The organism is Caulobacter sp. 602-1, assembly GCF_003931565.1.
Taxonomy (GTDB): domain Bacteria; phylum Pseudomonadota; class Alphaproteobacteria; order Caulobacterales; family Caulobacteraceae; genus Caulobacter.
Map to the genome: position 1 here is coordinate 53,528 of NZ_RRYI01000011.1, position 13,140 is coordinate 66,667.

Sequence of the window (13,140 nt, forward strand, 5' to 3'; positions counted from 1 at the left end):
CGTTTCGAACCCAATTTTCTTGTCATCCCGGACGCCCTGAAAGGACGATCCGGGACCCAGGGGCCGGCGCACTGCGGTCGCCCCTGGGTCCCGGCTCTACGCTACGCTTCGGCCGGGGTCACAACGAACGGTAATTTCGAGCCCTAGGCTCAAGCCTCCACCGTGATTACCCCACGGCGGATCTGGTCCAGCTCGATGCTCTCGAACAGGGCCTGGAAGTTGCCGTTGCCGAAGCCCTGGTTGCCCTTGCGCTGGATGATCTCGAAGAAGATCGGGCCGAACAGGTTCTCGGTGAAGATCTGCAGCAGCAGGCCCTCGTCGCCGACATTGCCGTCCAGCAGGATGCGGTTCTTCCTCAGGCGCTCCAGGTCCTCGCCGTGGCCGGGCACGCGCTTGTCGACCAGCTCGTAATAGGTCTCGATGGTGTCCTGCAGCTTGACGCCCCGGGCGCGCAGCTTCTCGACGGTGTCGTAGATATTGTCCGTGGTCAGGGCCAAGTGCTGGATGCCCTCGCCGTTGTACTGGCGGATGAACTCCTCGATCTGGCTCTTGTCGTCCTGGCTCTCGTTCAGCGGGATGCGGATGGCCTTGTCGGGCGCGATCATCGCCTGGCTGAACAGGCCCGTGGCCTGGCCCTTGATGTCGAAATACTTCTGCTCCTCGAAGCCGAAGACGTCGCGATAGAAGGTCGACCAGGTGCGCATCTGGCCGCGCTTGACGTTGTGGGTCAGGTGGTCGAGCAGATCCAGGCCGACATTATTGGCCGCTTCGGCTTCCGTCGCACCGGCCACCGGGGTCCAGCTGGCGAACACCGCGTCCGCGCCAGGAACCAGATAAAGCATCGAGCCGCCGATGCCTTCCAGCACCCGCGCGCCCTCGCCCAGCACCGTGGCCGAGGCGTCGGCCGCCACGGCGCCGCGCTTCAGGGCCTCGGCATAGGCCTGCTCGACATCGGCGACGCCGAACGCCATGCCATTGGCCGAAGGGCCGTGGGCAGCGCGGAACTCGGCCACCTGGCCGGTCGCCTCGTCATTGACCAGCAGGTTGATGCGGCCCTGCTTGTAGCGGGTCACGGCCTTGGTCGGGTGGGTCGAGGCGGCGACGAAGCCCATCTGCTCGAACAGCGCCTTCATGGCGGCCGGGTCGGGGCTGGTGAACTCGACGAAGGCGAAGCCGTCGAGGCCGAGGGGATTGTCTTGAGTCACGCTCATGCCGGTTCTCCCTGCAGGCAGGCGTTCAGCGCCCGCGCGAATGTGTCGATGGTGTCAACGGTCAGGCCGGCCAGATTGATGCGGCCCGAACCCGCCATGTAGATCGCGTGGTCGTCGCGCAGGCGCGCCACCTGGGCCGGCGACAGCGGCAGCAGGGCGAACAGGCCGTGCTGGCCGGCCAGCGGCGCCAGCAGCGGAACCGCCTTCGCCAGACGTTGACGCAAGTCGGCGACACGCGCGCGCATGGCGTCCAGTTCCGACGTCCAGAGCGTGGTCAGGGCTTCGGATTCAAGGATGATACGCACCGTGGCGGCGCCGTGATCGGGCGGCATCGACCAGTTGGTGCGCGCCAGGGCCCGGATGTTGCTGGCCGCCAGATCGAGCGTCGCGGCATCGCGAGTCAGGGTGTAGAGCGCGCCGACCCGCTCGCGATAGAGGCCGAAATTCTTGTCGCAGGAATAGGCCAGCAGGCCATCCTCGGCCGCGGCCAGAACGAGGCGCATGCCCGCCGCGTCCTCCTCGAGGCCAAGGCCCAGGCCCTGATAGGCCAGGTCGATCAGCGGCGTGATCCCCTTGCGGGCCACCACCGCGGCGATCGCCGCCCATTGCTCCAGGCTGTAGTCGGCGCCCGACGGGTTGTGACAGCAGGCGTGCATCAGCACGGCGTCACCGGCCCGGGCGGTCTCCAGCGCCGCCATCATGTCGTCGAAGCCGATGCGCTGAGCGCGCTGGTCGTAGTGGCGGAAGGTGACGGTCTCGATGCCCAGCTCGTCCAGGATCTGGGTGTGGTTGGGCCAGGTCGCCGCCCCGATGAACATGCGGATATCCGGCTTGGCGGCCTTCAGCAGTTCACAGGCCAGACGCACCGCGCCGGTGCCGCCGGGCGTCTGGACGCCGAACATCTCGTGGGAGACCGCGTCCCCGAAGATGATCGGCTTCAGCAGGTCCAGAAAGCCGATGTCGCCCTCCGGACCGAGGTAGGACTTGGTGGCTTGCGTATCCAACAGGATCCGCTCGGCGGCCTTCACCGCCTCCAGCACCGGCGTCGCGCCATGGTCGTCGCGGAACACGCCGACGCCCAGGTCGATCTTCCCCGGACGCGGATCGCGGCGATAGAGGCCGATCAGCGACAGCAGGGAGTCCGGGGCCTGAGGCGTCAGGCCCGTGAATACGGAGGAGGTCATGGCGCTTTCCGGATGGACGACGGAAAGCAGCTTATCGCGGGACCCAAGTCAGAACGTGGCGATGATGACCTTGATGAACATCAATTCGGTCACATCATGCCAACCAATCGCTCAATTGGGCCAGACATCATCAGGCCAGATAGTCGAGCGGCAGGGCCGTGGAATCCTTGACCGTGTCCAGCACGAAGGCCGAGCGCACGTCCTTCACGGCCGGCATCTTCAGCAGGCGTTGCATCATCAGATCGCCATAGGCGTCGAGGTCCGGCGCCACCACCCGCAGCAGATAGTCGTAGCTGCCGGTCATCACGTAGCAGCCCACCACCTCAGGCTCGCGCAGCACCGCCTGCTTGAACGCTTCGGCCGCGCCTTCGGTGTGGTCGACCTGCACCTCGACATAGGCCAGAACGCCCAGTTGAGCCTTGCGCCGGTCCAGCAGCGCGACATAGCCGCTGATCAGGCCCGACGCCTCAAGCTGCTTGACCCGGCGCAGGCATGGGCTGGGCGACAAGCCGACCCGCTCGGCCAGGTCGACATTCGAGATCTTGCCGTCCTCCTGCAGAATCTGGAGAATCTTCCGATCGGCGCGGGTGAGCTTCATCGTGACCGGCTTTGTTTATCCGTTGGCAGATCGTGACATCATAACGCGCTTTCCGGTCCAAGAGGAGACGAGCCTTGCAAGCGGCGCCGGTTGAGGCTCTACCATGGAGCGAGACGAAGATCGCCGAGGGAGGGCCGCCGTGATCTACGCCAAGGCCGCCGCCTATCTGGTCGGCTGGATGTTCCTGGCCATCGTGCTGATGCGGGTGGTCGTCGGACCGCTGTGGGGCTCTGGCACGGATCTTGGCCTGATCGCCGCTCCGGCCGCGTTCGCCGTCGGCGTCCTGGCGCTGGGCTGGCTGGCCCGTCTTCTGCTCCGCGACCTCTCCAAGACTATGACGACCTCGCCGAAGGACTCCGAATGACCGACAGCCCGTTCGCCTCACCCTCGCGCAAGCTCAAGTCGCCGTTCCAGAAGCAGGGTCAGATGATCCTGATCGGCGTCGTCGCGGTGCTGATCCTGCTCCTGGGCTCGTGCAGCGTGCTGTCGCACAGCACGACGGTCGAGCCGGGCAATGTCGGGGTGAAGATCCGCACCCTGGGCTCGTCGGCCGGCGTCGCGCCCGAGCCCCTGCCCGCCCGCTGGTACTTCCGCGGGATCGGCGAGCGGATCATCCAGTATCCGGTGATCCAGCGCACCTACAGCTACACCCGCGAGAAGGACGAGCGCGGCAACGAGAACGAGGAGATCACCTTCTCGGACAACACCGGCCTGCCGATGACGGCCGACATTTCGGTGACCTTGCAGGTCAATCCGGCCTCGGCCCCAAATCTCTATCAGACCTATCGCCTGTCTTTCGACCAGTTGCTGGACGGCCCCATCCGCAACGACGTCCGCTCGGCCGTCGCCGCCGAGGCCGAGAAGGTCGGGGTCGAGACGCTGTACAGCGGCGGTCGCCAGCAGGTGATCCAGCGCGCCTATGCCCGCGTGGCGACCAAGTGGGCGCGCCATGGCGTGACGGTCTCGCAGCTCGACTGGATCGGATCGATCCGCTACCCGGCGGCCATCATTCAGCAGATGCAGGCCAAGACCCAGCTGGAGCAGGAGGCCCTGGCCGCCAAGGCGCTGGAAGCCAAGGAGACGGCCCTGGCCAACGCCGCCATCGCCAAGGCGCGGGGCGAGGCCGAGTCGATCCGCATCAAGGGCGAGGCCCTGCGCGCCAACCCGCAGGTGCTCCAGCAACTGGCCATCGAGAAGTGGAACGGCGAGCTGCCGAAGGTCACCGGCGGCTCGACGCCCTTCGTGAAGATCGACTAGGCGCGACGGGGGCCGCTATTTCGCCGCCGGCGTGTCCTCGCCCAGCCACGCCTTGCGGAAGGCCAGCTGAGCCTCGGAGGGCTTCAGGTCCGCCTTCTCGTAGCGGACGACTTCCAGGGTCGGGTCGGCGGCGACCTTCAGCGGCGCTTCGCGGGCTTGGCCGCGCTGGACGAACTTCACCGTGGTGGCGTCATCAGGCTTTAGACGCTCCAGGGCGTCGGTCCAGTCGCCTTCGTTGGCGAACTCGAAGCGGCCGATGCTGACGATACGGTCGCCGACCTCGACGCCAGCGGCGTAGAGCGGACTGTTCGGGACCGGCGCGGCGTCGAGGATCAGGTCGGTTCCACTGACCTTCACGCGCGACGCGCCCAGCCAGGCCTTCTTCGGCGATTTCGTGCGGAGCTTCAGGCCGGCCCGGTCCAGCAGCGGGCCGAAGTCCGGCAGGGCCGAGCCCTCGATGCTGGCCTTGAAGAAGCCGTCGGCGAAGTCCTGGTCGCCGGTCGTCCTGGCGAGAGCCGCGCGGGCGTCGGCGGGCTTGTAGGCCTTCTCGGTGACGCCGTGCGTCCGCCACATCTGCTTCATGAAGTCGTCCAGGCTCAGCGGTTTCTCGCGCCCACGCAGCTGAAGGTCCAGGGCCAAGCCGATCACGGCGCCGTAGGGATAGTACGAGGTGAAGATGTTCGGGTTGGTCGGATCCAGCGCGGCGGCGGCGTCGACGAAAGGCGCGCGCAGACTCATCTCCTGCGGCGAGCCGTAGAGGCGTCCGGGGCCGTTGACCACGCCGTTCAGCGTGCCCGACAGGCCGGTGAGGAACTCGTCCACCGTAGACTGGCCCGCGCGGCGGATCAGCAGCGGGCCGTAGTATTGGGTGAAGCCCTCGGCCAGCCAAAGCGACGGGGTCGGGTTGGCCCTGGTGAAGTCGAACGGCTCCAGTTCGGCCGGGCGGATGCGTTCGACGTTCCAGGCGTGGAAAAACTCGTGGCTGGCCGTGCCCAGCTGGCTGAAATTGCCCCGGAACAGCGAGCGCGGCTGGCTGATGAAGGTCGAGTTGCGGTGCTCCATGCCGTCGCCGGTGATCTGCGGCATGTAGTCGGCGATGAAGGTGTATTCGCCATGGTCGAACTTCGGCAGCTCGCCGAACACCTTGATGTGCTCGGGCACAATGGCCTTCAGCTTCTCGACGAACTTGTCGGCGTCCTCGTCCGTGCCGGGGTTATGCAGCGCCAGGCGGAAGGTGTAGGCGCGGCCGTGGTCGGTCACCCGCCAATCGCGCACCGTCAGGGCGCTGATCTCCGTCGGGCTGTCCATGAAGTACTGCAGGTTCGGAGCCCAGAACGTATCCGCCTCGCCGGCGACGGCCGGCAACTGGGTGGCGATCTTCCAGCTAGGGTCGGCGCGCTTGAAGCGCACGCGGATCGCCTTGTCGTCATAGCCCTGGGCCCACAGGAAGGTGGCCGGCATGTTCAGGTGCGCGTGGGTCGGATCGACTTGCGAATAGGTGCCGTCGCCGCGATCGGCGTAGAGCGTGTAGGTCACCTTCACCGTGCCGTCGTGGCCAACCACGGTCCAGCCGTAGGGCTCGCCGCGCTCGAGCTTCAGCGGCTTGCCCGCGCCGTCGACGGCGCTGACCTGGTAGACGTTCTTGGCGAACTCGTGGATCGCATAGCGGCCCGGCGATGAGCGTGACATGCGCACCTTCAGCGGGCCTTTGGGCACGTTGCGGAAGGTGGCGATGACCTGGGCCTCGTGGTGGCGGGCGTTCTCGAACGAGACTTCGTACTGCACTGGCGCGTTGGCGCCTGGATCCCTGCCCACAGCCGGTTCGGCCGAAGCCGAGGCCGCCAACAACGCTAGGCCAGACAGGCCGTACAGGAACTTCCGCATGCGCTCTCCCCCGTCGCGAACCTCGCGATCGAAGGCGGCACTTTGGCCAAGCGGACCTGGAGTCGCAACCAAGCCCGCGACGCAAAACGCCCCGAGATTTCTCTCGGGGCGCTTCGAGTCCGTTTCAGGTCACTTGGGCCGTTTGGAAGGATCCCGCTTGGGGTCTTCCTTTCAATTCGCCAGACGACGCAGGAACGAGGGGATTTCCAGGTCTTCGCCGTCGTCGGCCTGCGGCGCCTCGATCGGCTGCAGCTGCGGGCGGGCGCTCTGGGCGGAGCGGGCCTGCGGCTGGGGCGCAGACGAAGCCTGTTGCTCGTAGCGCTGACGCCCACCGCCGAACATCGAAAAGAAACCGCCACCCTGCTTCTGGGGGCGACGCTCTTCGTAATAGTTGTTTTCCGGGAACAGCGGCTCTTCAGCGGCGCCGTCATCGACCATCGGGTCGACGATGCGGGTCACCGTCCGGGACGCAGGGGCGGCCATACGCGGTTCTTCAGCGACACTGGGTTCGTCGTAGTAGAGTTCGGCTTCCTGCTCCTGGGGAGCGGACATGACGATCTCGGGTTCCGGAGCCGGCATGGGCTCGGGCGCAAAGGCCGACGACGGACGCTCGACCGGACGAGCAGCTTCGTAGCGGGCGGTCGGACGAGCCGGTTCCGGCTGCGGCGCGGGGGCGCGAGCAGTGTCGGCGATCAGCGGCTGGGTGGTGGTGTTGCGCGAGACCGGCTTGGGCTCGATCTGGGCGATCGAGGCGCCGTCCATGCCAGTGGCGACCACAGACACGCGGATCACGCCTTCCAGCGACGGGTCGAAGGCCGCGCCGAAGATGATGTTGGCTTCCGGATCGACCTGGTCCGAGATGGCGTTGGCCGCCTCGTCGACTTCTAGCAGGGTCATGTCCATGCCGCCGGTCACGTTGACCAGCACGGCCTTGGCGCCCTTCAGCGAGACTTCGTCCAGCAGCGGGTTGGCGATGGCGTTCTGGGCCGCCATCAGCGCGCGGTCTTCGCCGGCGCCCTCGCCGGTGCCCATCATCGCCTTGCCCATCTCGGTCATGACCGTACGGACGTCGGCGAAGTCGAGGTTGATCAGGCCCGGGAGCACCATCAGGTCGGTGATCGAGCGAACGCCCGAGTGCAGCACCTGGTCGGCCATGCCGAACGCCTCGGCGAAGGTCGTCCGCTCATTGGCGACGCGGAACAGGTTCTGGTTCGGAATGACGATCAGGGTGTCGACGTAGCGCTGCAGCTCCTGGATGCCGCTGTCGGCCAGACGCATGCGGTGACGACCTTCGAAGTGGAAGGGCTTGGTCACGACGCCGACGGTCAGGATGCCGCGCTCACGGGCGCACTTGGCGATGATCGGCGCCGCGCCGGTGCCGGTGCCGCCGCCCATGCCGGCGGTGATGAAGACCATGTGCGCGCCGTCGAGGTGCTCGCCGATCTCCGGGAAGCTCTCCTCGGCGGCGCTCATGCCGACTTCGGGATGCGCGCCGGCGCCCAGGCCCTGGGTGATCTGCACGCCCAGCTGGATGCGACGGTCCGTCTTGGCGAACTGCAGCTGCTGCGCGTCGGTGTTGGCCACCACGAACTCGACACCTTCGAGGCCCGCCTCGATCATGTTGTTCACAGCGTTGCCGCCAGCGCCACCGACGCCAAACACCACGATACGCGGCTTCAGCTCAGTCGTACGCGGCGCGGAAAGAGAAATAGCCATGGGACCCTCGCGTCCTTAACGCCGAAATCGTCGAACTAGACCTCGGCGACACCCGATCGCCCAGGATTGCCTCGACGATCGTGTTAACAGAACAACCACCATCGTTAATCGGCAGTTAACTGCATAATCTGAGTCGTGATCCGGTCGAGCGCGACCGTGGGATAAATTGTGGTCTATCAACAGAATCTCCAAGCGAACCAAGGGTTCCGCTGGGGATCCACAGACGCGTGCGACCGAACGACGCTGAACGCCAATTCTAGAGACTATAGGCTGACTCGGGCAGCAAAAGGCCCGGTCGAGACAATCGACCGGGCCCAAGGTGTTAAACTGTAGAGTTACTCACGCTTTAAACTTATAGCGCCGTTCAGGGGCGCTTTTAGAGGTTGTCCCTCAGCCAGGCGGCCGCCTTGGCCATCGGGCTGGCGTTGGGATCCAGGGGCCGTTTTCGCGACACGTTGCCGGCCAGGGCCTTGCTCGACACCGCTTCGCGTGGGCCGAAAGCGGTGCGGTGCAGGGTGCCGGCCGCGGCGCAGAAGGCGGGGCCCGAGGCGGCGTCGGCCAGGTGCGGCACCCGGCGCGGACGCCCCAGGCGGACAGGACGATCGAACACGCGCACGGCGACTTCGCGAACGCCGGCCAGCTGGCTGGCGCCGCCCGTCAGGACGATGCCCGCGCCCGGCTCGACCGGCGCGCCCGAGGCCTTCAGGCGCTCGCGCAGCAGCTCCAGGGTCTCTTCGACGCGCGGCTGGATGATGCCTTTCAGCAGCGAGCGCGGGGCGATCACGGGACCGGCGCCCGGATCGTCGCCGCGCGGCGGCGCCTCGATCATCTCGCGGTCTTCGTTGGCCGAGGCGATGGCCGAACCGTGCAGGGTCTTGATGCGCTCGGCGCCGACCACCGAGGTCTGCAGGCCGCGGGCGATATCCTGGGTCACGTGGCCGCCGCCGACGGCCAGGCTGTCGACGTGGCAAAGCGCGCCATTGTTGAACACGGCCACCGACGTCGAGCCGCCGCCCATGTCGATGCAGACCGCGCCCAGGTCCATCTCGTCCTCTTCCAGGGCCGCCAGGGCCGAGGCGAATGGCGCGGCGACCACGCCTTCGAAGGACAGGTGAGCGCGTTCGACGCAGTGGGCCAGGGTGTGGAAGATGTTCTCGTTGACCGAGACCACCAGCAGCTCCAGCCCCAGCGAGCGGCCGAACATGGCGCGCGGATCGCGGATGCCGCGCTGACCGTCGACCGACCAGGCGATCGGCAGCAGGTGGATCGGCTTGCGGCCCGGAATGCGGACCTGGGCCAGGGCCGCGGCGATGGCGCGCGACAGGTCGCCGTCGCCGATCGGCCGGGCGCCCAGCGAGACCTGGGTGTGGACGCGGTTGGAGGCCAGCTGGCCGCCGGCCGTGCAGACCGACACGCCCTGGACGTTGACGCCGGCCACGGTCTCGGCGCGCTCGACGGCCTGGGCGATGGCCTGGGCGGCCTCGTCCAGATTGACGATCGCGCCGCCGCGCACGCCGCGCGACTGGACGTAGCCTACGCCGGCGGTCGTCAGGGTGCGGTTGTCGCGATGGACGCCGTCGGCCTTCATGATGAAGCACGTGACCTTGGACGCGCCCAGGTCGACGGCCGCGATGGCGGGCTGGCGCACGAGCGTGGCCTTCAGGCCCTCGCGGGCCTGTTTCCGTTCCTCCAATCGCGACATCGCTATCGTCACCTCGGTCATCACTCGTTACGCCCCGCCGGCCACGGGCTGCCCGGGCAGCGTCGCGTCGCGAGGTCTCACAGCCACCATTTCGGGGTCGCGCAGATCGATCCGCGCGAAACCCATGTCGAGGATTCGCTGTCGTTGGTCGAGCTGATCCAATTGAATCAGCGCGGATTCTTCGTCAATGGCCGGCAGCTGGATCAGCGAACCGTCCTTCAGTCTCAAGTCCCAGCGACGATCGTCGACGCGCACCAGCGCTTCGAGACGATCCCGCAGGCGCGGGCGCGAGGCCACGGCCGGCAGGATCAGGCCGGCGGCCTGGTCGGCGCCCTGCCCCACCACCAGCGGCAGGGCGGGGAAGCGGGCCGGATCGGCCTCGCTGATCACCCGGCCCTCGCCGTCGATCACCTTCATGCGGCCCTGGTTCTGCCAGACGGCGAGCGCCGGCCGTTCTTCCACCGCGATCAGCACGGTGTCGGGCAGCATGCGCACGACCTTGGCGTCCTTGACCCAGCCCACGCCCTGCACGCGCGCGCGGACATCGTTCAGGTCCATGCCCAGCGTCGGCTGGTTCAGATACAGGCCCGAGGCCGCCAGAATATCGCCTTGCGCGGTCGCCGAGGCGCCGCGGATGTGAACCGTCTTCAGCCGGAAGCCGGCCGAAGCGAAGCTGTTGTCGACGCCATGAACCATGGACGCGCCGATGCGCTCGGCCCGATGACCGGTCGCCAACATGATCACAAGGCCGAGGCCCAAGGCCGCGCCCGCCACGCTCAGGGCCACCGTGGGCGACAAACCCACGCCCTTGGCGGCGTGCAACTTCGCGGCCGGCTGCGCCCCCCGGGGCGCCGGCTTGCCTTTGCTCGGACTTGCGGGCGCTTCGGCCCGGGGTCGCCTAGGCTTAGGCGGTCCCCCCCGCACTACAGCGGGCATAAGCGTCCTCCACGATCCATAGAACTAACTGATCAAACGGGATCCCGACGTGAGCGGCCTGCTCGGGAGCGAGCGAGGTCGGCGTCATGCCGGGCTGCGTGTTGACCTCTAGAAGGACCAGAATGTCGTTAATGTCGTCATAACGGAAGTCGGACCGGGTCACCCCTTGGCAACCAAGAGCAGTATGGGCCAGCTCGGCCATCCGCATCGCGCGATCCCTTACGCCATCAGGGATTGGGGCCGGTAGAACGTGAATTGAACCGCCTTCGGAGTACTTGGCCTCGTAGTCGTAGAAACCTGTGGATGCACGGATATCCGTCACCGCCAGCGCCCTGGGACCTTTTGACTCACCGAGCACCGCGACAGCCAATTCCAACCCCTGGATGTAGGGTTCGACCATGACTTCCTCGCCGAAACTCCACGTAGGAGAGGCAAGTTCTTCCGGCGGACGGTTGGCGCCCTCGAACACCAGGAACACGCCGACCGACGAGCCCTCGGCATTGGGCTTAACGACATAGGGGGGCTGCAACACATGGTCGCGCGCGACATCGTGTCGGTTGTAGAGCCCGCCGCCCGGAACGATCACGCCGGCGGCCGCCAGAACGGCCTTGGCCTTGGCCTTGTCCATGGCCAGCGCGGACGCCAGCACGCCCGAATGGGTGTAGGGCAGCTTCAGGGTTTCCAGCACCCCCTGGACGCAGCCGTCCTCGCCCCATTCGCCGTGCAGGGCGTTGAAGACCATGTCGGGCTTTGTGGCTGTCAGCACCTGGGCGACATCGACGCCCGGATCAATGCGCGAGACCTTGGCCCCCAGCCGTTCCAGCGCATCGGCGCACGCGCGGCCCGACACCAGGCTGACCTCGCGTTCCGACGATGGGCCGCCGAGCAGGACGGCGATATGGCGGCCAAGCAGAGGCTGGTTGGTCATTGGGGCGGACACTCTTAGGAGCTGCGACGTTGAGCCACTCCTAGTCAGCGCCGATGACGCTGCCAACTGTCCAATCATCAAACAAAGCGTGTCATCCCGGCCGCAGCGAAGCGGAGAGCCGTGACCCAGGGCAACCGCGAAGCGCCGGCCCCTGGGTCCCGGCTCGGCTTACGGCCGCCCGGGATGACACAGTGTTTGTCGTCGTTAATGCGCCGCCGTCGCCGGCGCCGCCGCCTTGATCGCGCGGAAGTCCACGCCCGTCTCGGCCACCAGATAGATGAGGCTGGCCCAGGCGGCGACGTTCTGCGCCAGTTCGTCCGGACGCACCTTGTTCAGGGTGTCGTCGGCGGTGTGGTGATAGTCGAAGTAGCGCGAAGCATCCTGCTCGAGCTCGATCGACGGCACGCCGGCCTGTTCCAGACCCTCGATGTCGGCGCCGCCGTGGCTGGCGGGCGCGCGGTTCACATAGATCTTCAACGGCGCCAAGACGTTAGCGGCCGTGGTGGCGAACGGATGGGTCGCCGCGCCGGCCGGCAGCTTCAGCGCATAGATGCGGTCGGCGCCGCTGTCGCTTTCACCGGCCAGGACAATCTTGGCGACCTCGTCCTTGTGAGCGGCGATATAGGCTTCCGACGAGCCGCCGCTCTCCTCCGAGCCCCACATCACGACACGGATGGTGCGCTTGGGATGCTTGGGCAGGTCGCCGATCAGCTTGGCCGCGGCCGTGGTGATGGCGATGCCCGTGGCGTCGTCCAGGGCGCCCGTGCCGACGTCCCAGCTGTCCAGGTGACCGCCAATGACGATCACCTCGTCCGGCTTTTCCGCCCCCTTGATCTCGCCCGAGATATTCCAGGCCACGTCATTGGCGTCGGTGGTCGAGGCCAGCTTCAGCTTGATGCGCAGCGGCTTGCCCTCTTTGGCCAGGCGCTCCAGCTGCTCGGCTTCCGGCACGCCCATGGCGGCCGAAGGGATCGAGGCGACCCCGTCTCCGAAAGCCGTCACGCCGGTGTGCGGCACGGTCGAGTCCGAGGTCGAGATCGAGCGGATCAACAGGGCCACGGCGCCGCGCTTGGCGGCTTCCACCGGACCCGAGCGGCGCGAGATGCCGGCCACGCCATAGCCCGAGCCATCCTGGGCCTTGACCATCGGCTGGGTGATGACGGCGATCTTGCCCTTCAGCGCGCCTTCGGGGGCAGCGATCATCTCGGCATAGGTGCGGAACAGGGCGACGTCGGCCTCGATGCCCTCGGGCGGGGTCGGGACCGTGCGGCCCAGGCCGACGATCGACAGCTTCATCGGATACGGGCCGACCAGCTCGGCGCTCTCTTCGCCGCGCGTCCATGACGACTTGGCGAATGGCTCGACCTTCACGTCGGTGAAGCCCAGCGCCTTGAGTTTGGCCACGCCCCAGTCCTTGGCGCGCTCCATGGCCGGCGAGCCGACAAGGCGCGGGCCGATGGTGGTGGTCAGGTCCTCGGTGATGTCCCAGGCGGTGCGGTCCAGCAACGCCTTGTCGCGCAGGGCTTCAGCCGTGGCGACGGGGTCGGCGGGCTTCGGCGCGACAGCCGCGGCCTTGGCCGACTTGGAAGATTCAGCATGGGCGGCGCCCGAGAGCAGGGCGAGCGCTGCGGTGGCGGCCAGTAAGCGACGGTACATGAGCAAGGATTCTCCCCAATGGCGCGGGAGTCATAGCACCGCTCCACGCGAGGGGGAGTCAGCATTAC

At 67.1% G+C, this 13,140-nt stretch carries 11 protein-coding genes and 3 pseudogenes; 3 read left to right on the forward strand and 11 right to left on the reverse strand.

Annotated elements, in window-relative coordinates:
* Positions 1 to 21: 21 nt before the first annotated feature.
* The 4 genes and pseudogenes from EIK80_RS26765 to EIK80_RS23460 all read right to left on the reverse strand — a co-directional run.
* Positions 22 to 153: pseudogene (locus tag EIK80_RS26765) on the reverse strand (hypothetical protein); the annotation flags it as partial.
* A complete protein-coding gene (gene hppD, locus EIK80_RS23450; protein ID WP_125159429.1) occupies positions 150 to 1,211 on the reverse strand; it encodes a 4-hydroxyphenylpyruvate dioxygenase in 1,062 nt (353 codons plus the stop codon). The gene hppD and the pseudogene EIK80_RS26765, both read right to left, overlap by 4 nt.
* Positions 1,208 to 2,395, reverse strand: a complete 1,188-nt coding sequence (locus EIK80_RS23455; RefSeq protein WP_125159430.1) for an amino acid aminotransferase — start codon at positions 2,393 to 2,395, stop codon at positions 1,208 to 1,210. The genes hppD and EIK80_RS23455 overlap by 4 nt, the downstream gene beginning before the upstream one ends.
* Positions 2,396 to 2,525: 130 nt before the next feature.
* Positions 2,526 to 2,993 (reverse strand): Lrp/AsnC family transcriptional regulator, encoded by a 468-nt coding sequence (locus EIK80_RS23460; protein ID WP_125159431.1) that lies wholly within the window; start codon positions 2,991 to 2,993, stop codon positions 2,526 to 2,528.
* Positions 2,994 to 3,132: 139 nt separating this feature from the next.
* Here EIK80_RS23460 and EIK80_RS23465 point away from each other — a divergent pair, with 139 nt between their 5' ends.
* Both EIK80_RS23465 and EIK80_RS23470 read left to right on the forward strand, forming a co-directional pair.
* Positions 3,133 to 3,357: a hypothetical protein gene (locus EIK80_RS23465; protein WP_125159432.1), complete on the forward strand. Its 225-nt coding sequence runs from the start codon at positions 3,133 to 3,135 to the stop codon at positions 3,355 to 3,357.
* Complete coding sequence (locus EIK80_RS23470; RefSeq protein ID WP_125159433.1) at positions 3,354 to 4,250, forward strand: SPFH domain-containing protein; 897 nt, start codon at positions 3,354 to 3,356, stop codon at positions 4,248 to 4,250. Before EIK80_RS23465 ends, EIK80_RS23470 begins: the two co-directional genes overlap by 4 nt.
* Before the next feature lie 15 nt (positions 4,251 to 4,265).
* On the opposite strand, the gene EIK80_RS23475 is transcribed toward EIK80_RS23470, so the two are convergent.
* The 6 genes and pseudogenes from EIK80_RS23475 to EIK80_RS23495 all read right to left on the reverse strand — a co-directional run bounded on the left by EIK80_RS23475 (position 4,266) and on the right by EIK80_RS23495 (position 11,416).
* Complete coding sequence (locus EIK80_RS23475; RefSeq protein ID WP_125159434.1) at positions 4,266 to 6,134, reverse strand: M61 family metallopeptidase; 1,869 nt, start codon at positions 6,132 to 6,134, stop codon at positions 4,266 to 4,268.
* 171 nt (positions 6,135 to 6,305) lie between these two features.
* Entirely contained in the window at positions 6,306 to 7,850 is a 1,545-nt protein-coding gene (gene ftsZ, locus EIK80_RS23480; RefSeq protein ID WP_125159435.1) for a cell division protein FtsZ, read from the reverse strand.
* Between the two features lie 35 nt (positions 7,851 to 7,885).
* Positions 7,886 to 7,952, reverse strand: a pseudogene (locus tag EIK80_RS26480) (hypothetical protein).
* A 274-nt stretch (positions 7,953 to 8,226) separates the two neighbouring features.
* Entirely contained in the window at positions 8,227 to 9,552 is a 1,326-nt protein-coding gene (ftsA, locus tag EIK80_RS23485) for a cell division protein FtsA (RefSeq protein ID WP_125159516.1), read from the reverse strand.
* A 27-nt stretch (positions 9,553 to 9,579) separates the two neighbouring features.
* The gene (ftsQ, locus tag EIK80_RS23490; protein WP_125159436.1) at positions 9,580 to 10,488 is read right to left on the reverse strand and encodes a cell division protein FtsQ; all 909 of its coding nucleotides are present in this window, start codon (positions 10,486 to 10,488) and stop codon (positions 9,580 to 9,582) included.
* A complete protein-coding gene (locus EIK80_RS23495) occupies positions 10,457 to 11,416 on the reverse strand; it encodes a D-alanine--D-alanine ligase (RefSeq protein ID WP_125159437.1) in 960 nt (319 codons plus the stop codon). The genes ftsQ and EIK80_RS23495 overlap by 32 nt, the downstream gene beginning before the upstream one ends.
* A 53-nt stretch (positions 11,417 to 11,469) precedes the next feature.
* Between EIK80_RS23495 and EIK80_RS27085 the strand changes: the two are divergent.
* Positions 11,470 to 11,655: pseudogene (locus tag EIK80_RS27085) on the forward strand (hypothetical protein).
* On the opposite strand, the gene EIK80_RS23505 reads toward EIK80_RS27085, so the two are convergent.
* Complete coding sequence (locus EIK80_RS23505) at positions 11,621 to 13,078, reverse strand: M20/M25/M40 family metallo-hydrolase (protein ID WP_125159439.1); 1,458 nt, start codon at positions 13,076 to 13,078, stop codon at positions 11,621 to 11,623. The pseudogene EIK80_RS27085 and the gene EIK80_RS23505 overlap by 35 nt on opposite strands.
* Positions 13,079 to 13,140 lie beyond the last annotated feature (62 nt).